Raw genomic sequence first — 25,795 nt, 5'->3', positions numbered from 1 at the left:
TAACGGCTATTTGGGCTTTGTGGCGGAGCCGCCGAAAGTTCCGCCGCGCGTGGCGCCCCTCGGCTTCAATGCCACGGATGCATTGCCGAATCCGCCGGCTCGCGTCGCGTCTATCAGCGCGGCGAGTAGCTTTTGGATCTGGCGATGCACATCGTCCGTCTGCCGCACCGCGATCGCGCCGGGCATCAGCCCGATATACGCGTCGCCGCCGGACCAGCTTTTGGACTCGATCAGAGCACGGACCGTGTCGATGATCTGCTGGCCGCCGCGCGCGTCGGGCACGGTCGTGGAATTGATCAGCGGCAGGGCATACACCTGCAGGTACATTGCGCCTTTATTCTCGGATGCGGCGGGCAGACGGTTCCGTTTGGCCGCCCGCAACTTCGCAAGCAGCTGTTGCACCTGCCGATGGACCTCCTCGGTCTGGTTGAACACCAAAGCGGCGCAAGGAGAAAATACGCCGAGTGAGCCGGCGCCCCCCTCCGAGCCCCAACTCGTTGGCGCAACCGTGCAGGTAATCGCTTCGATTAGGCTGTCGAAATCCAGCGAGTCGGGATCGTCGGTTTCCGCCAAGTCGGCCACCGGATAAATGGCTAGCACTGCTTTCGATCTTGCCGCGTCGGCGGTGGTAATCACCACCGCGTCGCGATCGACGATGAAGCCCAAGTCTTTCGATGAGAGCAAGTGATTCAAACCATCCGCGGCGGCGATTTGGCGCAAACGGACCGAGAAAGTCGTGCCGCCGGTGACGCCGGCATCGGCGAGCGCCCGCGTGTCTATTCTGCACCGCAACACCAAGCTTCTTCGCAAGTTGTTTGGCAATCTCTTCCAGCGAAACTCCGCTGAAATCGAAATCCTGCCGAGACGCTAGAATTTGTTCGATGTGTTTTTCGACGGCAGTTTGCAGGGGATACACAACGGCCGGCCCTTTCCCTTCGCGAAGCGTTGCCGCATCGAGCCCACGCACCTCGCGCAAGCCGGCAAGCAAGCGCGCAACCTGCAATTGACCGTCGCCGGTTTGCGAAACGATCAGCGTTCGGCCGACAAACGTTATTGATCCAGAACCGCCATTGGAGGCCCAGGTCTGGCTTTCGAACGTCATTGGAATCAGATCTCTGAGTTCGTTCGCCGCCGACGTTGCATCCGTCCAACTATCGCCGGCGCTCCCCGGAAAAAAACCCGAGCAGTCATACACGCGCAAAATCGTCGCTTGCTTGGCCACGTCGGCGGTCGTGATCAGGAGCACGCCGTCCCTTAGCTCGGCGTAAGCCATTTCCTTATCCCCCAATGCCAGCGACAGCGCGGCGCGAAGCGAAACATGATCGATCGTTTCTGTAATCGGCGTCTCGGGAGCGATCTCGGCGTCGTGTAGCGCCTTCGCGTCGAGAGCGACATTGATCTTGTATCGCTCGGCAACGAAAGCCGCCACATCTCTTAGCGGTGTATTGACGAAATGAAACTGTGCCGGCGCGGCCAATGCACGATCGAGCCCCGCCGTTGGATCGGGCTCCCCCGAATTCGGGCCATTTGGGAGTGGCATCTCATCCGGCACGTTGTCGGCCGGTGCTGCGCTGCCCTTGCCTGCGGGTCGGTCGCAGCGGCTAACGGCGCACAATGCGAACACGCCGCCGAGCGCTGCAACCGCCAGAGTTCGGCACATCGGGGCACGAAATATCGCTCGTCTCCATTTCGATTCGAGGCTGCGATCGGTTATTTCGCTGCCGGCGATTGGGCGGCCGGATGCGGGGTTTGCCGGGACAGTGAAAAGGCCCGACGACATGCCGATTGCCGACGCCTTCGGCCGCAAAGAAGCGGACGAGCCGCCGAAATGTTCTATGAACGTTTCGATCCGCTCCTGCACTTCGGGCGTTTGGCGGATCACGATCGAATCGGGGCCAGCGCCGATTGTTCCGCTGCCGTCGAGCCAGCTTTGCGGTTGGATGAATTGCCGCACTAGCGCGATCACTTGCCGCACCTTTTCATCGTCGCGCGGGCCATTCGGAGTGTCTCGAAAGTCGAGATCGGCCGGCCCAGCGAGGGCCCGATCGACGGCAGTCGCGTCGGGCGGCACCGGCGGAGCGGAAAGCGGTCGGATCAGCACCGGCGGGCGCGGATTCGTCGTTTTCGGCTGCGGCTTCGCGGATTGCGGCTCGACCGGTTTTGGCTTCGCGGCTTCCACGGCGTTTGGTGCCACGGCGTCTGGTTTCGCCCCAACTGATTTTGCCGGCAGAGGGGCGGCGGCCCGGGTGACCGCGATGAGGCAAGCGGCGCAGGCGGCGACCGCGAGCCCGCGCGCGCAAACGCCAATGCGAGACATGGCTCTTCTCCTTTCGGCGAAAGAAACGCCCAACGAACGTGACTGCGGATGAGAGTCGCGGATTGGTCCGGAATCCCCGACTTTCGGTCAACCTATTCCCGCGGCGAATCGAATGCAAGCGGGAGGACGAATTGTGTGCAGCAATCTATGATGGCATTCCGCGAATTTGAGGGCGTGCGAAAACGCTCAACGCCTAAAAACTCCGTAGATCAGCAGAGCCAGCAGGATCGCGGCTCCGATGGCAAACAGGATATGCCGCAGCCGGATGCCACCGGGCTCGCGGCCGCAATGCGGGCAAAACTCTGCCTCGGCCGGAATCTCGGCCCCACACTTTTTGCACTTGGTATCAGCCATCGAAACCACTCCCCCGCAAAAGTTCTATCCAATTTACGCGTTGATCTTCTTCTGGAACCCCTCACCCTCACCGTTGCCTCGCCCCCTCACCCTAGTAATTGATCGCCCGGCCGTCGACCGCCAGCGCCGCTTCCTTGATCGCCTCGGGCAACGTGGGGTGCGCGTGGCAGGTGCGAGCGATGTCTTCCGAACTGGCGCCGAAGCTCATCGCGGTCGCCGCTTCGGCAATCAGATCGCCGGCCTGCGGGCCGAGGATGTGGACACCTAGCACGCGGTCGGTTTTCGCGTCGGCGAGGATTTTCACTTTGCCGTCGGTTTCCGCGAGCGTGCGGGCCCGGCTGTTTGCCCGGAAGGGGAATACGCCTTTGCGATATTCGATCCTTTCGGCGATCAGTTGATCTTCCGTCTTGCCGACGGCGCCGATTTCCGGATACGTGAAAATGACGGATGGAATCACGTCGTAATTGACATGGCCGTATCCGGTGGCAATTCGTTCGACGCACGCGACGCCTTCTTCCTCGGCCTTATGGGCCAGCATCGGCCCGGCAATGCAATCGCCGATGGCAAACACGCCCGGCGCGGAGGTGAGAAAATGGCCATCGACGGGGATATGCCCTTTCGCGTCGGTCGCAACACCGATGGCGTCGAGCCCGAGGCCTTCGGTGTTCGGCAATCGGCCGACGGCAACGAGCACCCGATCGCAGCGGATCGGCTCGGCGCCGACGCATTCCACGACGCAGCTCGGCCCTTCCGCTCGCGCCGCCGAAACGCGCGAGCCGAGGCGAAATTCGATGCCTTGTTTTTTGAACAGTTCGTGAGCGTCGCGGGCTAGTTCGCTATCGGTGCCGGGAAGAATGCGGTCGAGAAATTCCAACACAGTGACCTTCGCTCCGAGGCGTTTCCAAACCGAGCCGAGTTCCATTCCGATGTAGCCCGCGCCGACGACGACCAGATGATGCGGCACCTCTTCGAAGGAAAGGGCTTCGGTACTGGTGCCGATCCGATTGCCGTCGAGCTTGATCCCGGGCAGCGAGGCCGATTTGCTGCCGGTGGCGATGAGAATATGCGGCGCGGATACTTCGTTCGTTCCCTCGGCCGATTCGATCAATAGCCGCCCGGCCCCGGCAAAGCGGGCTTGGCCCGAATAACGCGTCACTTTATTTGTTTTGAACAAGCCGTCGATGCCCTTGGTCAGCGCGGCGACGATTTGTTCCTTGCGACGGAGCATGACCGAGAGGTCGAATTCGACACCGGCGGCGCGAACGCCATGCTCGGCCAACGAATGTTGCGCCTCATAAAGGCGGTGCGTGGATTCGAGCAGCGCCTTGCTGGGAATGCAGCCGACGCGAAGGCAGGTACCGCCGAGACGCGATTCTCGCTCGACGCAGGCCACATTCATTCCGAGCTGCGCGGCGCGGATGGCGGCCGTGTAGCCTCCCGGCCCGCTGCCGATGACGATCAGATCGTGTTGATTCATGAGTTTCTAGGGTGAGGGGTTAGGGTGAGGGGCTAGGTATCTTGGGGCACGATCTTCGCTATTAAGCCCTGGCCCCTAATCGCTCACCCTGTCGCGGTTACGCGGCGTCGCCGGTTTGGGTAGTGGCGGCTTGGATGCCGGCGGCGAGCGGCGGCAAGACGCCGGCTCGTTCCAACATCGGCCGTGCCGCGGCCCGCAACTCGCGCAACTTCAGCGTGAAATACACGGCTCCCGCGAGCGACACCGCGCCGCCCAAGGCCACAGTATACGGGGCTCCGATCACGATCACCAACCCCGAGCACAATAGGCTTCCTATCGGAATCATTCCCAGCACAGTCAAGGCATAAAAGCTCATCACCCGGGCCCGCATCTCGTCTTCGACCACGGTTTGCAGGATTGTATTGCTGGCGGCCATTTGCACCATCATGCCGAAACTGGCCGTGAAGGTGACCAGCATGGAGAGCCACAATACGCTGGAAAACGCGAATCCGATGATCGATAGCGAAAACAATGCGCAGCAAACAGCGATCACGCGTCCCAAGCCGAGCACGGTGCTCCGCGAGGCTAGATACAGGGCTCCCAACAGCGCTCCGCCGCCCGAAATCGCCAACAACAAGCCATAGGTGCTCGCATTGCCGAGCAAAATATTCTTGGCAAATGCCGGCATCAACACCGTGAACGGCGCTCCGAAAATACTGACCAACCCCAGCAGAAACAAAATCGCCCGAATCGGCCGCGATCGGAACGAATAATGAAAACCCTCGCGGAGGTCTCGCCAAATCTGCCGCTCGCTGGTGCGCGGCGCTTGGGCTTTCACATTCATGCGCAATAGCGCCACGATGACGGCCAAGTAGCTGATGCCGTCGACCATGAAGCAAATGCCGGCCCCGAGCCCGACGCGACCGGTGAATTGAGCCAAAATCAGCCCGGCCACGGCGGGCCCCAACAGCCGGGCGCCGTTGAACATCGAGGAATTCAGCGCGATGGCGTTGCTCAGGTCGCTTCGGTCGTCGACCATCTCGATCAAGAAGGCCTGCCGGGCCGGCACGTCGAGCGCGTTGACGAATCCTTGAAACGCCGCCAACACCAGCACTTGCCACACTTCGACGATCCCCGTCAAAGCCAGAAAGGCGAGCGAAAAGGATTGGATCATCGACAGCGACTGCGTGAGGATCAGCGCCCGATGCCGGCTCGAACCTTCGACATACGCCCCCGCCAGCGGCGCCAACAGGATCGGAATCTGGCCGGCAAAGGTGACGAAGCCGAGGATCCAATCCTGCCCCGGCATTTTTTCATAGACGAGCCAGCGCGTGGCGACGGTGGTCATCCAGGTGCCGAAGAGCGAAAGACCCTGCCCGCCGAAGAAGAGCCGAAAATTGCGATGCCGAAGCGCCCGGACGATAGACGCCGAGAAGCCGCGAGTGGCAGGGGCACTAGCGGCCGGGGAATCATTCATTTCGCAAATCCATCGCGAACCCTGTGAAATCGGCTCTGTGCGGCAACTAACAGCGGGCGGCCATCTGAGCACCGGACACGCCGAATCAATCGACGATGTACGCCTGCCGCCCGTTCTGTTTTAGCAGCTCTTCATCGACGACAATCTCCTCGGGCGGGATGACGGTGATCTGCCCGTCCTTCCACACGACCGCCGACATGCCGAGTCGATTTTTTCATCGATAACGCTCGCGCGACTGCCGATCGGGCCGCCAAATTGATTGCTTCAATATCGGGCTCGGGGCATGCATTGCCGTTTTGGTTTTCATTTTTCATCGCCAGCTTCGCAAAATCGGGTCCATGGCTCGTTCTCTATTATAGTTGGCGGCAAACCAAGTTTACCAAAGCCAATTGCAGTCGCACCGCCTCCAGCCGAGTTGTCATAAACGATCCAGGGGTGCGCCAGCGGCATGTAAAGCTGGTGAAAGTTATGATGGGCCCTGGAAAATCGACGGCGAATGTCCGCTTCCGGGATCGAATGACCGCCCCCCGCCACGCGGTACTTCACTCGCTCCACGGCCATATCGGCGTTCCGCAACGTGAGGAAAATAAGGCGAAACGTCCAACCACCGGCGCACAACCGTTGAATCCGGAACGACATTTCGCGCAATCGTCGATTTGCCAGACCCATTTGGGCCGCCGACGATAATCACCTGCGGATTGCTTTCCATAAAATGCCCTTCGCAGATCGCCAACCTACACTTCCAGCAATATCCGCGAGGGGTCTTCGATCGTGTCCTTGATGCGCTTGAGGAAGGAAACGGCTTCGCGGCCATCGACGATGCGATGGTCGTAGGTCAGGGCGATGTACATCATCGGGCGGATCACTACCTGGCCGGCGCGGGCGACCGGGCGGTCTTGAATGGCATGCAGGCCGAGAATGCCGCTCTGCGGCGGGTTGACGATCGGCGTTGACATAAGCGAACCGTAAACGCCGCCGTTGGAGATCGTGAACGTGCCGCCTTGCAGTTCATCGAGCTTGAGCTTGTTGTCGGCCGCACGGCGGGCAAAATCGCCGATCGCCACTTCGATTTCCGCAAAGCTCATGAACTCGGCATTCCGCAGGATCGGCACCACGAGCCCTTTGCCGCCGCCGACGGCGATGCCGATGTCGTAGTAATTGCGATAGACAACATGCGGATCGCGGACCTCGGCATTCACTTGCGGGAATAGTTTCAGTGCATCAACCGCCGCCTTGACGAAAAACGACATGAAACCGAGCTTCACGCCGTAGCGCTGCTGATAGGCGTCCTTGTGCTTTTGCCGCAGCGACATCACCTCGCTCATGTCGATCTCGTTGAACGTCGTCAGCAGCGCCGCTTGCTGCTGGGCTTCCACTAGCCGCTGAGCAATCCGCCGACGGATCGGGCTCATCACGACGAACTCTTCCTCGCGGGCAAACGAGGAAGCGGCGGCCAAGGGGGATGAAGCTGCCAAGCCGCGATCGACTTTTTCCGCGGCGACGGCCGTCGCGGCTGATTTCGTCGGGGCCGTGGGCGCGGTAGCTAGTGGCGGAATAATCGCCGCGGCCGGGGGCTCGACGTGTCGCAACACGTCTTCTTTCAGCAGCCGGCCACCCGGACCGCCGGGGCGAACGGAATCGGCCGTCAGGCTGTGCTGTGCCAAGGCTCGTTCGGCGGCCGGCATGACGAACGCCCGGCTTCCGCTTCCTGGTTGAACCGTGGCGGGGCTTGGCGCCGACACGGGTCCCTGCACCGAGCCGATCGCGGTTTGGCCCTTGCGTTTTTCCACGCTAACTGTCATTCCGGAAGCAGCGGGCGCCGGCTGAGGGGTTGAGGCCGGCGGGTGCGAATCGGATGCGGAGGGCGTCACAACCGCCACGGACGATTGATTCGGCAATGCTTGGGCCGGCGATGCAGGATGCGAAGACGCTCCGCCGTTCGACGCCGCCGCCGTCGCGCCAGCCGACACATAGCCGATCACCTCGCCCACCGTGGCGGTCTGCCCGCTCTGCTTGAGTATTTTCGAGATCGTGCCGGCCGCTGGGGCCGGGAGATCGACCGTGGCTTTGTCGCTTTCGAGTTCGACGACGTTCTCGTCTTTCTCGACCTGCTGACCGACATTCTTGTGCCATTTGCCGATCTGCACTTCCGTGATCGATTCGCCCACCGAAGGCACTTTTAGCTCTAATTCCTCAGCCATGGCTCGCAAGACCCCTGGGTATGAAAATTCGCAATCCGGTTGCTCGAATTCGACGAGCGACCATTGTCTTAAATAACAGGCTGCGCCGGAAGGGCGGATGAAGGAATCCAGGACAGTGGTCGGCAAGCCCAGGGAAGGCCTGTCATACGCCTTCGCAATGGAGCGAGCGTTGTGGGCCTTCCCTGGGCTTTTGGCGCGAAGGGGATTCGCGGTGCCGCTAGTGCTTGAAATGGCGGCGGCCGGTGAAGATCATCGGCAGGCCGAAGCGGTTGCAGGCGGCGATCACTTCGTCGTCGCGCCGCGAGCCGCCCGGCTGAATTACCGCCGTCACGCCGGCCGTCGCCGCGACTGGGATCGAATCCGCAAACGGAAAAAACGCATCCGAGGCCAACACCGCTCCGACCGCCCGCGCCCCGGCCTTCCGCACTGCGATCTCGACCGAATCGACCCGGCTCATCTGCCCAGCGCCGACGCCGACCAATGTCCGCCCGTGCGCCAACACTATCGCGTTCGATTTCACATGCCGCGAAATTTTCCAGGCAAACCGCAATTCCGCGAATTGCTCATCGCTCGGCTTCGCTTCGGTGACCACCTTCCATTCACTTTCCGTGTCGGCGGCCGTGTCGCCGTCTTGCACCAGAAATCCGCCGGCAATTTGGCGATATTCCCATGTCGGCGGAACCGCCGAAATCGGTCCGACTTCAAGCAGCCGGACGCTGGCCTTCCACTTCGGACGCGTGGTGAGGATTTCGAATGCTGCCGGATCGAAATCGGGCGCGACGATCGCTTCGACGAACCGTTCCGGCTCGGTGAGCACTTCGGCCGTCGCGGCATCGACGGTGCGATTCAAACCGATCACGGATCCAAAGGCGCTTAGGGAGTCGCCATCCAGCCCGCGGCGCATGGCGATCGCGAGGACCGAATCGGTCGCGGCTCCGCACGGATTATTGTGCTTGATCACGATGGCGGTCGGTTCGTCGAACTGGCGGGCGATGGCTAGCGCGCAATCGAGGTCCAAGAGGTTGTTGTACGACAATTCCTTGCCGTGCAGTTGGTGGGCCGAAACGAGGTTTGCCGCGCCCGCGCCGGACCCGGCGTAAAGTGCCCCGCGCTGGTGTGGGTTCTCGCCGTATCGCAGCGACATCTTGCGGCGCAGCACGAGCGGAATGACCAAAGGAAATTCGCTCTCGGCCTTCACGCCCGTCATCGCGAAATACTGCGCGATCGTCTGATCGTATTGTGCGCTGCGGGCAAAGGCTTCGCCGGCCAGCCGGCGGCGGAGATCGAGCGACGTGCCGCCGTTCGCGGTGATCTGCTCCAATATCTCGGCATACTGCTCCGGCGACGTGGCCACCGCGACGAAGCGATGGTTCTTGGCTGCCGCGCGGATCAGGCTCGGCCCGCCGATATCGATCTGCTCGATCGCTTCGGCATCGGTCACGTTCGGCCGCGCCACGGTCGCTTCGAACGGATACAGATTTACGACCACGAGATCGAACCCGACGATGCCTTGCTCGGCCGCCTGGCGCACGTCTTCGGGATTGTCGCGGCGGAAGAGAATGCCGCCGTGGATCTTTGGATGCAGCGTTTTGACCCGGCCTTCCATCATCTCCGGCGAACCGGTGTAGGCGCTAACTTCTTCGACCGTCAGTCCCGCCTCCTGCAAATGCCGCCGCGTGCCGCCGGTGCTGTAAAGCTGCACACCCGCCGCCGCGAGCCCGCGCGCAAAGGCAGCAAGCCCCAGCTTATCGCTGACACTGATCAAGGCACGTTTGACGGCGATGTGAGACATGGTAGGTAGGTCAGGCTTTCCAGCCTGACGCCATTCGCTACGGTGAAAATCTTGTTAGCGGCAAGGCGCTAGCCGCCGGTAGCGGCCGACGCGCGAAACCGCAAGCGAGCCGCGAGCTGGGGCTCGACGGTGCGACAACCGGTTCTGCCGCTTTCGGTTCGTTATTTCGCCGCCATCGCCGCCGCGAGGATCCGCGACGTGCTGGGGCGCATGATCCGCGGGTCAACCTGTTTGCCTTCCAGCAGCGTTTTGCGAACGTCTTTTCCGGAGATGAATACCGGTTTCTCATCCTTGTGGTTGTCCATCAGATCGACGCGGCCGGCCGAATCGTAATAGGCCGCGAAGCCGACCTTCACCGGCTGAATCTTCAAATCGCCTTTCATCTTGCCGAAGATTTCTTGGGCATCGAAATCGCCCCAGATCGGGCTGCCGTCGTGATATGGGGCGTCGGCATGCTTGCGGCCAATGACGATATCCGTGAACCCGAAATTCTGACGATAAATCGCGTGCATGATCGCCTCTTTCGGCCCGCCGTAGAACATTTTGATATCCAGCCCGAGCAGGATCACCCGGTCTGACACGGATTCACCGCGGGGCCCCCATAGCTTCGGGTCGCTGTCCCCTTCGCCCAGGCCGCGTTCGGCAATCAGGGCTTCGTAGGTTTGCATGCGCACCGTGGCCGGCACATCGTCGCCCTTCGTCTCGCCGATCAGCGGATTGAGCACTGCCCCGGCGTTGTGGCCGGCGCGCAACAGTGTTTCCAAGCCATACACGAGCGCGTATTCGTGGGCCCGATGGAGCGGGTTGCGGGTTTGAAACGCCACGACGCGATTCCATCCCTTCGCGGCCAAAAGTTTGCGCACTTCGGTGGGCGGGAGAATGTATTTCCCCAGTTGCGGATTCTGCAACTGCGGCAACACATGGATCGTGCCGCCGAGCAGATGCGTTTTGTCGGCATCGCCTTTCAGCACCATGTCGGCGCCGGGGTGGTCGGTCCGTTCGGTAAGGTAAACGCTTTTGAGATACTTTGGCTTGTCCCAGGCAAAGATGTCGCCGATGTCGAGCGTGGCGACGACCGTGCCGGCCGAATTCACGAGCGCCACGCGTTGGCCCGGCTTCAGTTGCTCAGCCAATTGCTGCGTAATCGGCAGCGACAGCGGGATCGTCCAAGCGTAAAGCTTGCCCTCATGCTCGATGACCGATTCGTCCAACACACGGTTGTAGACGGCCGAATTCATCGGGCCGACCAGCGGGCCGAGCACGCCGTCGCCGAAACGATAGACGGTAGAAAGATCGGCGTCGGACACCGGCACCTTCACCAATCCGGCGGCCTCGGCTTGCACGCTCGCCACTTTTCCAGCCGGAACCGAGCAATCGACCGGTTCTCTCAAACCGCCGTGTGGAGCAATCAGATCGGCCATTTCGTACACCTCACTCCTTTGAAAAAAACGCGCCCGAACCGGAGCCGCAACCAAGGTAGCAGGCACACTCCGTGTGCCGTCTGCGCCGTTTTGTGCGCAACGCACCGAGACGCTGTGGGTGGGATCAAAGGACGGTAGTATAGGGAAATCACGGCTGGCCCTCAACAGGCAAGGGTAAGGGCGGCTAGGGTGAGGGGATACGGTGAGGGGATAGGGTTAGGGGTTAGAATAGCAGTGGCCGGCTCGCCAGTCGTTTGGCGCGATCTTCCTCGTCCTAACCCCTCACCCTAAACCCTGACCCTAGTTCCCATGCCCGACACCATTCAAATTCTGACCACGATTCCCGACAAACCGCTTGCCTTGCAAATCGCCCAAGCCTTGATCGAAACGAGGCTGGCAGCGTGCGTACAGATTTCCGGGCCGGTGGAAAGCATTTACCGCTGGCAGGGGCAGATTGAAACCGCCACGGAATGGCAATGCTGGATCAAAACCACCCGCGATCGCTACGCCCAAGTGGAACAGGCGATCCGGCGGCTGCACCCCTATGAAGTGCCGGAAATCCTGGCCTTGCCGGTTGTCGAGGGCCACGTGGACTACATGCAATGGCTAGAGCGATCGTTGGTGGAGGACAATCCAAAATTTGACAATGCCAAATCGCCGTAGCTATAATCGAGCGATGGCAGTTCAAGCATTATCTTCGCTTGGCATCGCCGCTTTTTCCGTATTGCCCCAGTCGTTTGGGCACCATTTGTGCGCCAGGTTTCGCGCTCCAGCAAGCGCGATGCGGCTTCCAAGGAGCAGTTGAGATGAACCTCGTCGGCAAGATTTTCATCGTCCTTATCTTCATCGCCAGCACGGTCTTCATGACCATGGGCATCATGGTTTATTCGACTCAGCACAATTGGTACGAAGCCATCACGAGCAAGGGTGGCCCGGGCATGCCGGTCGGCTTTCAGATGCAATTGCAAAACGAACGCGGCGAAGAGCAAAAGCTGAAGAACGAAATCCAGCAATACGACACCACGCTGAGTATCGAAAAACAGGCCCATTTCGAGGCCGAAGCCAAATTGGCCACCGAACGGAACGAACTCAAAACGAACCTCGACCACCAAAAAGAAGAACTGGCGGCCCAGCAATCGAAGCTGGAAAAGGCCACCGACGCGTTGCAAGTGGCCCAAAAAAGCCTCACCGATCTTCGCAAGCAAGACGCCGACCTGCGCGAAGACATTCGCATGGCCAACAAGGCCACCGATGAGCAGCTAAAAATAGCCCAAGCCGCGACCGACAAGCTCAATATCGCCATGGGCCAATTGAGCGACCTCAAACAGCGCGACACGCAGTTGGCCGGCGATGTCGCTAAGGCTGTCGTGTTGTTGGGCAAGCTGCACATGACCATCGACGATCCGGTCAACGGCCAGCCCCCGACGGTCCGCGGCGAGATTATCGCGGTCGATAAAGACAACCATGCCGAGATCACGCTCGGCACCGACGATGGCCTGCGCCTCGGCAACACTTTGGAAATCTACCGCGGCGACAAGTATCTCGGCCGGATGCAAGTGCTCGAAGCCCAGCCGCATCGGGCCGTCGGCAAAGTGATCAAAGAGCTTCAGCAAGACGTGATCCGCAACGGCGATCAGGTGGCAACGCGGCTAAAGGCCTGAAGGCCAGGGTGAGGGCGACGGGACAGGGTGAGGACGGGGGAGGCAACGACTTTTCTTGAGCGAGGTGCGACGTGTCATTAGCAGAGCTTAAGCCCGAAGGCCGCGGTGTTTTTGTCCAAAAGCAGCGGGCCAACGTCTACACCGTGCTCCTGGTCCTCTCGCTGATGTTCATCGTCGTCGGCTGCCTGTGCCTCTATTTGCAGATGAACGTCTATCAGTTTAAGGTGAAAGTGCCGCCCGGCGCGACGGTTGCGGCCACTCCGTCTCCCGCCCCGGCACCGCCCGGCGGCTGAGCTTTCCGCGAAATTGCGTACGGCAATCCGCGCTGCGCGGTGGACATCAAGCGCGAAACCGCAAGCGTGCTACGAGCCGAGAGGCGGTTGTCCGTCCGCGTGCGGTTTCGCGCGTCGCTTTTGCTCTCGCAAAAACCTTCCTTGCTTGCGCCGCGGGCTCGGGAATCTTACACGCCGACGCCTTGCACGACTTCCAATTGTGCTTGGTGCAGCCGGGCGTAAACGCCGTTGCGTTCGAGCAGTTCCTGGTGGTTGCCGATTTCGACGATCCGACCGCGCTCGAGCACCACGAGCCGATCGGCCCGGCGAAGCGTGCTCAGACGATGCGCGATGGCCAACGTCGTCCGGCCGCGGATCAGATTCTCCAGGGCGGTTTGAATCTCGCGCTCCGTTTCCGTGTCGACCGACGATGTGGCTTCGTCGAGGATCAAGATTCGCGGATCGATCAGCAGGGCCCGGGCGATCGAAATTCGCTGGCGTTCGCCGCCGGAAAGCGTTTGCCCCCGTTCGCCCACGAGCGAGTCGTAGCCGTCGGGCAGGCGGAGGATGAATTCATGGGCCCGGGCGGCGCGGGCCGCGGCCACGATTTGCTCATGCGATGCATTGGGGCGGCCATAGGCGATGTTCTCCGCGATCGTGCCGTAAAATAAGAATGGATCTTGCAACACGATGCCCACGGTCGCCCGATATTCGGCTTTGGGAAACGAGCGAATATCGATGCCGTCGGCCAGAATCGCTCCTTCGGCAACGTCGTAAAACCGGCAGATCAGATTGATGAGCGTGCTCTTGCCGGCGCCGCTGGCCCCGACCAGGCCGATCATTTCGCCCGGCTGAATCGACAGATCAAGGCCGTGCAACACTTCGCGAGTGCCATATTTGAAGCGCACGCCGCGCAACTCAATCGATCCCTTTAGCCGGCCCGGATGCACCGGCCGAACCGGATCGGCAACGCTCGGCACGCGGTCGAGAATCTCGAAGATCCGCTGCGAAGAAACGGCTGCTCGCTGCGTCGCCGAAACCATGAAGATCAGCGATTCGATACGCGTGAAAAATCGGATTATAAAAAGCACAAAGGCGCTGAGCGTGCCGACGGTCACGCCATGGTGGAACACCTGCCAGCAGCCGAACCCCCAGACGATCAACAAGCCGATGTCGGTTGAGAACTTTACGGTTGGCCCGAAGAACGACCAGATAACATTCACCCGGTCGTTGATGTCCACGACGCGGCGATTGCTGCGGCCGAACCGCTCGATCTCGCGGTCTTCCTGAGCAAATGCCTTTACCACACGGATGCCCGGGATCGTATCGGCCAACACGCTTGTCAGATCACCCCAGGCGACACTCGCTTGCCGAAATCCGCGCCGCAATCGTGCCCGCACCCGATAGACCAGCCACACAATGACTGGAAACGGCACCAACGAGACGACGGCCAATCGCGGATCCATCGTGAGCATTAGCACGGCCGTCATCAGCATCATCACCAAATCCGACCCGAACGAAACCAGATTGATCGATAAGAAATTGCAGATTCGCTCGGTATCGCTGCCGATGCGGGCAATCAAATCGCCGGTCCGCTTGCCTCCGAAAAACTCGAGCGACAGCCATTGCAAATGTGCGTATGTTTTTTTGCGCAAGTCGGCACTTATCCGCTCGCTGACCCAGGCCAAAATGTAGGTTCGCGGCCATTCCAATAGCCATGCCACTAGCGCGGCGCCGGCAAAACCGGCCAACAGCCACACGGCCAGCCATTGACTGACGGGTTGGTGGTGTTCGAATGGGCTCAAAACATTGTCGAGCAGCGGCTTGGTTAGATAGAACGGAATCAGACCCACCGCCGTACCTGCCAGCGTGAGCCCAAATCCGAGCGCAATCCAGCCTGCCCATGGCCGGGCAAAGCCGATCAGCCGATAGAGCGACGAAATCGCCGGCGGCGACAGCACGGCCGAGCACGACTGGCAAACGCCGTCGTCGGATGTGATCGGCGACCCGCAACTCGGGCAAACCGCGACGGGCGCCGCCACGCTGCCGGATTTCTGCCGCGCGGCATTCACTCGCCCGACAAATTGGTGCGCCGCGGTCGCGGCAATTGGCGTGTATCGCCAATGGCAGAGGCGCTGGATCGGCGTGCGAACCTCAAGCGAGCCCGCCCCGCCGCGATCGCGGCATTCGACAATCAGCGAATCGTGGAGCGGCCACGACTGCCAAATCGGCGAGTCGACTGGGGGGGGTTCGTTCGCCGCTTCGACCGCCAGCGCCGTAACCTGTGCGGCATCGGCTGCAGGCCAGGCTGTATCGACGCCGCGGATTTCGCCAGCAACCGCAAGACCGTTTTCATTCTCGCCGTGATCACGGGCAGCGGTTTCCACCGGCGGGCGACCGACCGCCAGGGCATCTCGTCGCCCGTAGCCGATGATTCGGCGGTCGGTTAGAACCACGAGCCGTTTTGCGTAGGCGAGCCGTTGATCAAGGTCCGGCTCGAACCAAGCCAGCACATGCTCCGCGGCCTCGAGCTGATGCTGAAGCTCGTGGCGCCAGAGTTCAGGGAGCGACCTCTCCGGGTTCGTCGATCCGTCCAAAACAGCCTCGCTGGCATCGGAAACAATTACCTGTATTGCGAAACCAATCTTACGCCTTGCCGGCGGGTATTGGCCAGAGCGCGCCCGGCTATCGAGAACAAAGCCACGATGCGGCTTACCGCACTCCCGCCCTCCCTAGTCCGGAACATCGAAAAAACCCGCAAATCCTTGAAATCCGTTAGACTCAGAGCTACCATATCAACCATTCCGCTCGGTTGGTGCTGCGCGAATGGCGATCGGACCGCCGCTGAAGCGTCGAGTGGAATGAGAATGCAGCGCACAAAATCCGTGGAACGAAATCGTGGTTTTTGTCATTTCTAGATAGTCGTGGTATTGTAAATTGACGGTTTCGGGAGAACGGGCGGGCTTTCGCCGGCTCCGCGCTAAACCGACTCGGGCAGGTAGGCCTTTTCGGCCGGGTTTCTGCCGGCCATATGCTTGAGCGGTTTGCTGCCACGGGGGATTTCGAAGCCGGGCGTTCCGGCCTTGCGATTGGCGCCCAAGGAAGGGTTCGGGTGGCTGAGCGAGGTAAGAGGCATACCTCCGAACGGCTGGAACCAGTCCGAAAATGTATAGATTCGACTCGGCTTGCCCCCGCACAATCTCGCCAGCTTGCCCCGACAAGCTGTGCGACCGGTTGCTGATGCGCCGATCGCAGGCGATCAATGGTGACGCGTCGGCGATCAATCGGCACTTAATTTATGTTGTGCTTCGGAACATGCACCCAGCCCGCCGGTTGATACTGTATCCGCGCTTCTCGACGCATGGCAGAATAGGGCATTCCCGTGGCCGCTTTTGCCGAAGGTGCTCACCTTCGGGGTTGTAGTAAATGGCGTGGCAATCCGAATACTTAACAACGTCGAACCGTTTAGCCGACAAACTCAAAATTGGTTGCTTTTCACCAGCGGCCATGGCGCCGTCCGAAATTCTCAAAGGCTTGTTTCGCTGCAAGAAAGGTAGAATCATTCGCGCCTGCAACCGAGTTCGCCCCCCTTTTCGTGCTTCTTTTCGCCAACGTTAGACAACTGTGAGTCAGACAACTATGGAATTCAGGAAGGTGCTGGCGTTGCGTGGGCCAAACTATTGGGCCAACTTCCCCGTGTTGGAAGGTTGGCTCGATTTGGGCGAATTCAAGGATTCTCCCTCCGATCAACTCCCCGGCTTCAACGAACGGCTGATGGCGTGGCTGCCCACGATGATCGAGCACCGCTGCAGTATCGGCGAGCGCGGGGGGTTCTTTGAACGGCTCCGCCGCGGCACTTGGCAGGGGCACATCATCGAACACGTGGCGTTGGAATTGCAAACCTTGGCTGGCAGCGATGTCGGTTTCGGCCGCACTCGCGAGACGCTTGAAGACGGCGTGTACAAAGTTGCGGTCGAATTCGAGGAAGAATCGCTTGGCCGAGCGGCACTCGAGTCCGCTCGGCTCCTTTGCCTGGCCGCGATCCATAACACGCCGTTCGATGTCGCCGCGGAAGTTCAAACGCTTCGCGAGGTGAATCAGAAATCGCGTCTTGGCCCCAGCACGGCTTCGATCGTCCACGCCGCGCTAGCCCGCGGTATTCCGGCGCGGCGATTGAACAATGAAAGCCTCGTGCAATTGGGCTACGGTTCCCGGCAGCGGAGGATTCTCGCCGCGGAAACGGATCGCACCGGCGCCATTGCCGAAGCCATCGCGCAGGATAAAGAATTGACCCGCACGCTGTTGCGGTCCGTTGGAGTGCCGGTGCCCGAAGGCCGCACGGTCGAAAGCGCCGACGACGCCTGGTCAGCCGCCGAAAAAATCGGCCTGCCCGTCGTCGTCAAGCCGCAATACGGCAATCAAGGCCGCGGCGTCGCAACCAATCTCAAGACGCGCGAACAGGTCGTTGCGGCATACGAGGCGGCGAGGGAAGAGAGTTCGCATATCATGGTCGAACAGTTCGCGCCGGGCGAAGACTATCGCCTGCTGGTAGTCGGCGATCGCGTGGTGGCCGCGGCCCGTCGCGAACCGGCAATGGTGTTCGGCGATGGCCAGCATTCCATCAACGAATTGATTCGCCGCGTGAACGAAGATCCCCGCCGGGGCGACGATCATGCGACCGCACTTAGCAAGATCCAACTCGACCCCGTCGCATTGCAAGTGCTCGCCGCACAGGGCTTCGCGCCCGAGAGCATCCCGCCGGTTGGGAGCCGAGTGCTCATTCGGCGAAACGCCAATTTGAGCACCGGCGGCACCGCTGCCGACGTGACTGACCTGGTTCATCCCGCGGTTGCCGAGCGGGCCGTCGAAGCGGCGCGGGTGGTTGGACTCGATATTGCCGGAGTCGATGTGGTTGCGCAAGATGTCGGCCGCCCGCTAGAGGAGCAGTGGGGCGTGATTGTCGAAGTGAATGCCGCCCCGGGACTGCGGATGCATTTGGAGCCGTCGTCGGGTAAACCGCGCCCGGTCGGCGAGGCCATTCTCGGCACACTCTTCGCCGAAGGCGAAACCGGTCGGATTCCGATCGTCGCCGTCACCGGCGTCAACGGCAAGACGACCACCACCCGCTTCATCGGCCATATCCTGCGTGGCGCCGGCCGCCGTGTCGGCATGACCTGCACCGAGGGGATTTTCGTCGATAGCCGGCGAATTCAAACCGGCGATTGCAGCGGACCGCAAAGCGCCCAAGCCGTGCTGCTCAATCCGCATGTCGATGCGGCCGTGCTCGAAACTGCCCGCGGCGGCATTCTGCGGGCCGGGCTCGGCTTCGATCGCTGCGATGTCGCCGTCGTGACCAACATCGGCGAAGGCGACCATCTCGGCTTGAACGATATCGACACACTCGAAAAACTAGCGCGCGTCAAGCGCACGATCGTCGAGGCGCTCGGCCCCAGCGGCGTCGCGGTGCTCAATGCACAAGATCAGCTCGTGGCCGATATGGCATCGTATTGCCGCGGCAGCGTCGTGTTTTTCTCGCTCAATCCGAATGATCCGGTGGTCGGGGCACATCGGCAAAAAGGAGGCCGGGCCGTGATCGTGCGCGATGGCACGATTCTACTTTGCGAGCGCGAATTGGAAGTGCCGCTCGTGGCGCTCGATCGAGTGCCGCTGGCCCATGGTGGCCGGATCGGCTTTCAAGTGGAAAATACGCTCGCCTCGGTCGGGGCGGCATGGGGCCTCGGCCTGATGCGCGACGCCATTCGCGCCGGATTGGAAACGTTCACCGCCGACATGGAGCACATTCCCGGCCGCTTCAACTTGCTCGATATTCACGGCGTAACGGTGGTGGTGGACTATGGCCATAATCCGTCGTCGCTCGTGGCCCTGATTGCGGCTCTGGATCAATTCCCGCACAAACGCCGCACGGCCGTATACACCTGCGCCGGCGATCGCCGCGATTGCGACATGATCCGCCAAGGCGAACTTCTCGGCGCCGCTTTCGACCGCATCATCTTGTACGAAGATCACTATGTTCGCGGCCGCCGCGAGGGCGAAATCATGGGGCTGCTGCAGCAGGGACTGACGAGCGGCAATCGCGTTCGCGACATCCAGGAAATCCGCGGAGCGGTGACGGCAATCGAAACCGCCCTGCGCACGGTTCGCCTTGGCGAGTTGCTAATGATCCAGGCCGACACGATCGACGAGACCGTCGCCTTCCTGCAGCATTACCTCGCCACTCACACCGACGGCCGCGAGATCGATCTCCGCGAAGCTCTGGCCGTCGCTCGCCCCGTCGCCGCCGAAGCATCGGCCGACGCGGCAATCGCGCTGGCCGTCCAAGGCGTCGATTAAATAGCAGGCGGCGAGCCCGAAGCGCTAGCAAGGGAGAAATTGTCTTTCGATCCATCTCCTGCCGCGCGAACCCTTTGGCGCGAAAACTTGTCTCGCTTATGTGCGACTGACATTTCCAATCGCACTTTCTCAAGCCCAACGGAGGCCGACGATGCACCCTATGCTTCGCTTGATTGCGTCGTTGAGCCGGCCAGATCTTGGTGGCTAAGACTCGGCCGAAAAATAACTTCTCGACAGACCCCTCTCCCCTTGCGGCAGACGGCCGGGTGAGGGGCTCGAAAAGCGGAAGTCATTTTTTTCGCCGAGCCTTAGCACAATCGTCGGTGATGCCGGGAATCACATTGGCGTGCGATCTCAATAGCTCGCATCTCGCGCCATCGGTATTGATGCTTCCGGCGCACCCGCGCGGATTCACGGCTGCCTCCGACGCCGTTCGTCATTCGCCAATTCAACGGCCAGCAATGCCGCCCTGGGCGCGCCGGTCGCGAATTGCTCGTTGTTCGTCCAACGCTAAAGAACAGCCGACAGCGTGAGTGCCGAGACGGCGCTCGCCATCTGCAAGATATTCCTCGAGAGAAACCCATGAAACCGAAAAGACCTTTGCAACGGGAATTGCCGCCGCTTTGTTCCCAGTTGAATGCCGATGACGGAATTGATCCGCGCGAATTTTTCCGTTCCGGTGGATCGCGAAAAAAATCAGGGCGAAAGACATTGCAGCTTTGCAGTCAGGTGCGCGACGCGCTCAGCTATCTATTGGCCGGCGATGGCAACGACGATTTGCTCGCGCTGTTCGATGTGGCCGATGTCCGGCCGGCGCCCGACGAATCGCAATTGCTGGTAATCGTTCGCCCCGCGGTGCAGCCGGACCGCATGATCGACCCGAGCGAAGTCGGCGACCGTCTGCGGGCTGCATCGGTGCGTCTGCGTGCTGGCGTGGCAGAAGCAATCACTCGCAAACGAGTGCCGAAATTGTTATTTCAGGTCGACGTGGGGCCTGCAACGGAAGGAACGGCATGAATCAACATCGCGGGAATATCCATGCATGGCTCGCCGAGCCACTGAGTCGAGAGATTTCGCAAAGGATCGACCATCTCGCTGCAATTGAAGGTGTGGAGCGGATCGCGATCATGCCGGACGTTCACCTGGCCGAACAAGTGTGCGTCGGCTTGATCGTGGCCACGCGGGTGAAAATCTTTCCCGCGGCGGTGGGAAGCGATATCGGCTGTGGCATGGCCGCAGTGCGATGTGCGGCAGAAGCCGATCTTCTGGCCGACGAGCAGCCAGCCGCGAAGCTGTTGGCCGGGTTGTATAGAACGATTCCAGCGTTGAAGCAGCACCGAACAAGCGCGGCGGCGAATCTGCCCGAGGAACTCCTGCGATTGCCGTTGAGCCATCCTCGGCTGGAAAGGCTCAAATCGCGCGACGGGCGATTGCAACTGGGAACATTGGGCCGCGGCAACCATTTCTTGGAATTTCAGAGCGACGACGAAGGTTTCCTCTGGCTGATGGTCCACAGCGGATCGCGCGGCATGGGACATGCGATCAGCGCGCATCATGGGGCGATTGCCGGAGACCCCTCATCGGCGAAACAGCCGGCCGGTTTCGAGGCCGATTCCGAGGCCGGACGAGCGTATCTGTCTGACGCAGCCTGGGCGGAACTTTATGCGGCCCAAAACCGGCTGGTAATTCTTGCCGCCGTCGGAGAATTGCTGGAAGATCTGTTTTCGATCGGCCTCGACCGTGATTCGCTGATCCATGCGAATCACAACCATGTTCGTACCGAACTGCACGACGGCAATCGGTATTGGGTGCACCGCAAAGGAGCGCTTTCGGCCAAAGCGGGCGAGCCGGGACTGATTCCAGGTTCGATGGGAACCGCCAGCTTCCATACCGTCGGGCGAGGTTGCTCCGCCGCACTTTCTTCAAGCTCGCATGGGGCCGGCCGAGCGCTGAGCCGAGCCGCCGCGATGAAATCGATCGGCGAGCGGCAACTATTGCGAGAAATGCGAGGCGTGTGGTTCGATCATCGCCACGGCGACCAACTCCGTGACGAAGCCCCGTCCGCGTACAAAGACATCTTCGCCGTCATGCGGGCGCAGCGAGACTTGATGCGAATCGTTCGTCAATTGCGGCCGGTGCTGAGCTTCAAAGGGCTCTAGCGAAACTGCTCGTACGCGCACGACAGCTTGCAGAGGCGGCAGCACGGCGGCCCATCAACCGCTTGCCTCAACCTCCAGCTACTCAACGACGCGCGACGGATCGGGAATCGGGATTCCGTCTTCCCGCATGTCGTCGAGGTGCAATGCAACGGCCTCGCGCAGCAAAGATTCCGTTCCTTCGACCGTCGCGCCCGTTGCCACGCATCCCGGCAAGTCTGGAAGGTAACCGCCGAAGTTCGGTCCAGCGTTCTCGATAACGATCGCCTGGCGGGTCATTTCTTGCTCATTTCCGCCGGCCTGCTTGTGTCAGGATGCTTCCAAATATTCCGCTCGGGATGTCATCGCCGAGCGTACCCGCAACGGTGACGCGCCCTTGGCATTGACGGATGCTCGTAAAGCCCGACCAACACGTGTCACACCAGTTCGTGGATCGGTTGGGCGTGGTCGACCAGGTATTGCGGGCGGCCGGTCAGGTCGTGGAGCGTGGCGGTGTTTACGTCGATGCCCAGGTTGTGGTAGAGGGTCGCGAAAACTTCGCCGAAGGTGACGGGCCGCTGGGTGACGAATTCGCCGTAACGGTTCGTAGCCCCGATTACTTGGCCCGTGCGCATTCCGCCGCCGGCCAATAGCCCGCAATTCACCTGCGGCCAGTGGTCTCGGCCGGCATTCTTGTTGATCTGCGGCGTGCGGCCGAATTCGCCCCACACGATTACCGAAACGTCTTGATCCAGCCCGCGCTCGTATAAATCTTCGACCAGGGCGCTTACGCCTTGATCCAAGAGCGGCATGTCTTGCCGGCAGGCCTGGAAATTTTGGCTGTGCCAATCCCAGCGGCTGAATGCGCATGTGACGACGCGGGCACCGGCCTCGACCAGCCGGCGGGCCAGCAGAAAGTGCGACATCAGTTTCGGACCGCCGTCGTCGCGATTCTGTGGGTCGCCCTGGCCATAGCGCGCCACGACGCGCGGGTCTTCCTTCGACAGATCGAGGGCTTCGACAAGTTTGCTCGACGTCAGCACGCCAAACGCTTGCTGCTCGAACGCATCCATGCCGGCCATCGTGCCGCTGGAGTCGATATCCCGGCGAAAGCGGTCCAAGCCACTCAAGAGCGCGCGGCGATCGCGCAGCCGGTCGAGCGAAACTCCTTGCAGCACGAGATCGTTCATGCCCGCGCCTTGGCCCGGCTGGAAGGCCGCGTTGGCAATGCCGAGAAAGCCGGGCTGGCCTGGATCGGCCCACGGCATGTGTCCCATCGGCGGCGCAAGGCCCACGAACGGCGGCACCGACGGATCGGCCGGCCCCTGGAATTTCGAAACGACCGACCCGATCGAGGGCCAGCCGCCGGCCGGCTGTTGGCGATGGCTGCGGCCGGTCTGGCACTGGAACGCATAATGATCGCCCGTGGCGCCGGTGATTGATCGCAGCACGACGAGCTTGTCCATGATTCGCGCCAGTCGCGGCAGCATCTCGCTGATTTCAATGCCGGCGACGTTCGTTTTGATCGGCGAAAGTTCGCCGCGAATTTCCGCTGGCGCATCGGACTTCAGATCGAGAAAATCGAGATGCGGCGGTCCGCCCGGCAGAAAAATCATGATCACGGATTTGTGCGATTTGGCGATCCCGGCCGCGGCTTCCGCGCGCAACACTTGCGGCAGCGTCAGCCCGCCCATCGCCAAACCGCCGATTTTCAAGAAGTTGCGTCGTGTCAGACCATCGCAAAACGGATGGCGTTGCGGTTGACCTTGAATCGTCAACATGGAAATAGCCCTCGCACGGGTGCTGGGGAGAATAATTGGCTAACAAGATGGGAAGCTGTGAGGCGCAGCGGGCGGGCACGCCACGCGAAAGCGCCAAGGTGGGAACAGCGAACGGAACAGCTTCGTCGACAACTCCATCATAGCAAGAACCGTCGAATCTACCAAGCGAAGTCGGTCGGCCAAAACCGATCGGTTGCAGCAACTGATAGCGGCAGTCTAGCCGCTGCCCGCGGCGAACAAAAGAAAAAACCCCGAAAGATTCAAGATTCTTTCGGGGCTCGATTCTACGACGGCGTCGGGCGGCCGGCGCCGCGGCCGGCCGAGCCTATGCTTCGTTCGCCACGAGCACACCGAGCAAGTTCTCGATCGCATCGTGCAAATGCATCGAACTCGGCGACGCATCGGCATCGATCGCGAACTGCGATGCAAAGTTGGCCTCCGGGAGATCGCCGAACACCTCGTTCTCGCCGACGCCGATCGCGTCGCCCGCAACCGATTGATCTTCGCCAGCAGATTCGACGAACGGCGAATCGCCGCCGAGCGACGATCGTGTAATCGCCGCGTTTGCGGTAGAAATGCTCGTGTTCGAGCTCATTCCAACATCGCTGTTGGTTGCCGTGGAAACCGACGCGGTCGTGGATACATTGGCGCCGGATGTCGAGGCGCTTGTGCCGGAATCAGAACCCGTCGGGCCCGCAGCCGTGGCGCCTCCGCCATCGACCGCATTGGTGGCGACTTTAGCGGCGAGCGTCGTCGTCGAGCTTGACGTCGCTGTTGTCGGATTCGCGGCGGCGATCAGGCCGTTGACGATCAGATTGGCGATCGGCGTGCCGCGGCCGGTGACAACGTCGTAGCCGGCAGTCGCTTTGTACGAGCCGTTGCTGCCGGTGGTAATGTCGTGGAAATCGCTGCTGGGAAGACTGAAGAGCGATTGATCGGCATTGCTCAGTGCCGCTTCACCCTTCGCTGCTCGCCCCTGGTTTGCCAGTGCGATCAATGCCGACCATTGCGGAGCGCCGGCGCTGGTGCCGCCGACATCGTACCAATTGCCGCCATCGCGGACGTAGAAGCCGGTGCTCGGATCGGCATCATAAGAGACATCGGGATCGCTTTGTTTACCGGTGCTCTGCAACGATGTGAGATAGCTTGCTTCGGTTTCGTTGCTGCTATAGCCGCCGCCGCTGCCGCTCCAAGCCGATTCGCTTGTGTAGCCGCCAGACGACGTGACTTTCAGTGTCGTGCCGCCGACGGCCAACACGTTGTTGGCAATGGCCGGCCAACTGGCTCCCGCGCCGCTGTCGCCGGAAGAGGCGACGAATGTCACCGGCGTATGTCCGGCGGGAGTCGTGAAGTAAGAGTTGTAGGCCGCTTCGCCGGTGAAGTCGCTCGTGCCCCAGCTCATCGACACGACGCTTACTCCGGCCGCATTGCGGGCGTAATTCACCGCTGTAAGCAGATCGCTCAAGTTCGCGCTACTGGCTTCGACCAGCAGGATGTTCGCGCCGGGAGCGATCGCGTGTGCCCATTCGACATCGAGCGAGATTTCCATATCCCATCCCGAATTTGCCGCCGGCAAGCTCGACCCGCCGGTCTCGTTGACCACCGACAGCTTCGGATCGGCCAAACCGAACTGCTGATCGAAGGCGTGTAGATCGGCCGAAATCGTCGGATCCCCGTAGGCGTCGACGATGGCGATCGTTTGGCCGGCCCCCGTTTCGGAAACGCCCGTGAATCCGTATGCGGCGCGAATCTGCGCCGGCGTGTACACCGAAACACTGGCCGCCGTCGTCAGCGGGGTCAGGACACCTTGCACATTCGGCTGCACCAGAATCGCGTTTGCGGAGAGCATCGATCGCGGTTCGAGCGACTCCATGTGGAGCCTGTTCGATGCGCGAGATTGCTTCGTTTTCGCGCTGGCGCCATTTCTTTTGCCTCGCGATGAATTCGAGCCGAACGCCATGATGCTGCCCCCAAAGTGAAAATCGAGAGGTGGGATAATGATGAGAAGCGACTAATTCCGCAACGCGAGTTTCGCCTGCTAGCACGCACACGCGACAACGCGAATGCCGCTGCTAGCGCGATGGCGAAAGCAGTTCGGCCGGAGACACCAGCCTGGGCGGCAGAGGAGAAAAGCCGCCGTTCAATTGAACCCTAGTTCAGAAACACCGGCCGGGCAAATCCAGCGATTGGCTAGCATGGCCGTGCTGCGAGACCGTTGCATTCCTGCAACACTCGGCAGCGCACGAGCGCACGAGGCCAGACGGATGCATTCCGCGATTTCTCGCGACGACCGCGCGCGCGAGGGAGCACGTGTTGCAGAATTGCGACTGCAAATGGCGGCGAAGGAATTTCGGCGGATGCTTGTCGCGGATCGTGCGTCCGCGATGATCGTCCGCGCTGCAGCGTCCGTCATTGATCCTTTTCGGGCCAAAAGCCGATCGTGCGGAAGTCGGTCAAGCGTTCGAAATCGGGCCAGCGGCCCCAGGAGGAAAAACGCAATGTGCCGCCGGAGGATTTGTCTTCTCCGGCACTACCGTCCGCGAATTTGCCGACCCACAGTTGGCCGTCGGCGGCGAT

The 25,795-nt window shown here is 61.1% G+C and carries 19 protein-coding genes; 6 read left to right on the top strand and 13 right to left on the bottom strand.

Annotated features, from left to right (window positions below):
• Positions 1-6: 6 nt before the first annotated feature.
• The 9 genes from VHX65_14430 to VHX65_14390 all read right to left on the bottom strand — a co-directional run bounded on the left by VHX65_14430 (position 7) and on the right by VHX65_14390 (position 11,018).
• Positions 7-327 (bottom strand): hypothetical protein, encoded by a 321-nt coding sequence (locus VHX65_14430; protein ID HEX3999744.1) that lies wholly within the window; start codon positions 325-327, stop codon positions 7-9.
• A gap of 7 nt (positions 328-334) precedes the next feature.
• Positions 335-2,317 (bottom strand): hypothetical protein, encoded by a 1,983-nt coding sequence (locus VHX65_14425; GenBank protein ID HEX3999743.1) that lies wholly within the window; start codon positions 2,315-2,317, stop codon positions 335-337.
• Positions 2,318-2,503: 186 nt separating this feature from the next.
• Positions 2,504-2,671: a zinc ribbon domain-containing protein gene (locus VHX65_14420; GenBank protein HEX3999742.1), complete on the bottom strand. Its 168-nt coding sequence runs from the start codon at positions 2,669-2,671 to the stop codon at positions 2,504-2,506.
• A gap of 91 nt (positions 2,672-2,762) precedes the next feature.
• Positions 2,763-4,148, bottom strand: coding sequence for a dihydrolipoyl dehydrogenase (lpdA, locus tag VHX65_14415; GenBank protein ID HEX3999741.1), 1,386 nt, complete (start codon positions 4,146-4,148; stop codon positions 2,763-2,765).
• A gap of 97 nt (positions 4,149-4,245) precedes the next feature.
• On the bottom strand, positions 4,246-5,604 hold the full coding sequence (locus VHX65_14410; GenBank protein HEX3999740.1) for an MFS transporter: 1,359 nt from the start codon (positions 5,602-5,604) through the stop codon (positions 4,246-4,248).
• 303 nt (positions 5,605-5,907) lie between these two features.
• Positions 5,908-6,273: a hypothetical protein gene (locus VHX65_14405; GenBank protein HEX3999739.1), complete on the bottom strand. Its 366-nt coding sequence runs from the start codon at positions 6,271-6,273 to the stop codon at positions 5,908-5,910.
• A gap of 65 nt (positions 6,274-6,338) precedes the next feature.
• Positions 6,339-7,805, bottom strand: coding sequence for a 2-oxoglutarate dehydrogenase complex dihydrolipoyllysine-residue succinyltransferase (gene odhB, locus VHX65_14400; GenBank protein HEX3999738.1), 1,467 nt, complete (start codon positions 7,803-7,805; stop codon positions 6,339-6,341).
• A 217-nt stretch (positions 7,806-8,022) separates the two neighbouring features.
• Positions 8,023-9,597, bottom strand: coding sequence for a bifunctional phosphoribosylaminoimidazolecarboxamide formyltransferase/IMP cyclohydrolase (purH, locus tag VHX65_14395; GenBank protein HEX3999737.1), 1,575 nt, complete (start codon positions 9,595-9,597; stop codon positions 8,023-8,025).
• Between the two features lie 161 nt (positions 9,598-9,758).
• On the bottom strand, positions 9,759-11,018 hold the full coding sequence (locus VHX65_14390; GenBank protein ID HEX3999736.1) for a hypothetical protein: 1,260 nt from the start codon (positions 11,016-11,018) through the stop codon (positions 9,759-9,761).
• A gap of 309 nt (positions 11,019-11,327) precedes the next feature.
• Between VHX65_14390 and cutA the strand changes: the two genes are divergently transcribed.
• From cutA to VHX65_14375, 3 genes are all read left to right on the top strand, one after another.
• Entirely contained in the window at positions 11,328-11,681 is a 354-nt protein-coding gene (gene cutA, locus VHX65_14385) for a divalent-cation tolerance protein CutA (GenBank protein HEX3999735.1), read from the top strand.
• A gap of 143 nt (positions 11,682-11,824) precedes the next feature.
• Positions 11,825-12,679 (top strand): hypothetical protein, encoded by an 855-nt coding sequence (locus VHX65_14380; GenBank protein HEX3999734.1) that lies wholly within the window; start codon positions 11,825-11,827, stop codon positions 12,677-12,679.
• A gap of 71 nt (positions 12,680-12,750) precedes the next feature.
• Entirely contained in the window at positions 12,751-12,972 is a 222-nt protein-coding gene (locus tag VHX65_14375) for a hypothetical protein (GenBank protein HEX3999733.1), read from the top strand.
• Positions 12,973-13,139: 167 nt separating this feature from the next.
• On the opposite strand, the gene VHX65_14370 is transcribed toward VHX65_14375, so the two are convergent.
• Positions 13,140-15,548 (bottom strand): ABC transporter ATP-binding protein, encoded by a 2,409-nt coding sequence (locus VHX65_14370; protein ID HEX3999732.1) that lies wholly within the window; start codon positions 15,546-15,548, stop codon positions 13,140-13,142.
• A gap of 1,042 nt (positions 15,549-16,590) precedes the next feature.
• Between VHX65_14370 and cphA the strand changes: the two genes are divergently transcribed.
• The 3 genes from cphA to VHX65_14355 all read left to right on the top strand — a co-directional run bounded on the left by cphA (position 16,591) and on the right by VHX65_14355 (position 21,461).
• Positions 16,591-19,302 carry a cyanophycin synthetase gene (gene cphA, locus VHX65_14365; protein ID HEX3999731.1) on the top strand — a complete coding sequence of 904 codons (2,712 nt, stop codon included), beginning with the start codon at positions 16,591-16,593 and terminating at the stop codon, positions 19,300-19,302.
• Positions 19,303-19,884: 582 nt separating this feature from the next.
• Positions 19,885-20,319 carry a hypothetical protein gene (locus tag VHX65_14360; protein HEX3999730.1) on the top strand — a complete coding sequence of 145 codons (435 nt, stop codon included), beginning with the start codon at positions 19,885-19,887 and terminating at the stop codon, positions 20,317-20,319.
• Positions 20,316-21,461 (top strand): RtcB family protein, encoded by a 1,146-nt coding sequence (locus VHX65_14355; GenBank protein ID HEX3999729.1) that lies wholly within the window; start codon positions 20,316-20,318, stop codon positions 21,459-21,461. The genes VHX65_14360 and VHX65_14355 overlap by 4 nt, the downstream gene beginning before the upstream one ends.
• Before the next feature lie 78 nt (positions 21,462-21,539).
• Here VHX65_14355 and VHX65_14350 read toward each other — a convergent pair whose 3' ends face one another.
• The 3 genes from VHX65_14350 to VHX65_14340 all read right to left on the bottom strand — a co-directional run bounded on the left by VHX65_14350 (position 21,540) and on the right by VHX65_14340 (position 25,091).
• The gene (locus tag VHX65_14350; protein ID HEX3999728.1) at positions 21,540-21,737 is read right to left on the bottom strand and encodes a type II toxin-antitoxin system HicB family antitoxin; all 198 of its coding nucleotides are present in this window, start codon (positions 21,735-21,737) and stop codon (positions 21,540-21,542) included.
• 137 nt (positions 21,738-21,874) lie between these two features.
• Positions 21,875-23,218: a DUF1501 domain-containing protein gene (locus tag VHX65_14345; protein ID HEX3999727.1), complete on the bottom strand. Its 1,344-nt coding sequence runs from the start codon at positions 23,216-23,218 to the stop codon at positions 21,875-21,877.
• Positions 23,219-23,543: 325 nt separating this feature from the next.
• Positions 23,544-25,091 carry a S53 family peptidase gene (locus tag VHX65_14340; GenBank protein ID HEX3999726.1) on the bottom strand — a complete coding sequence of 516 codons (1,548 nt, stop codon included), beginning with the start codon at positions 25,089-25,091 and terminating at the stop codon, positions 23,544-23,546.
• Positions 25,092-25,795: the final 704 nt, after the last annotated feature.

Source organism: Pirellulales bacterium, from assembly GCA_036267355.1.
Classification (GTDB): Bacteria; Planctomycetota; Planctomycetia; order Pirellulales; family DATAWG01; genus DATAWG01.
This window is presented reverse-complemented; position numbering and strand designations above follow the sequence as displayed.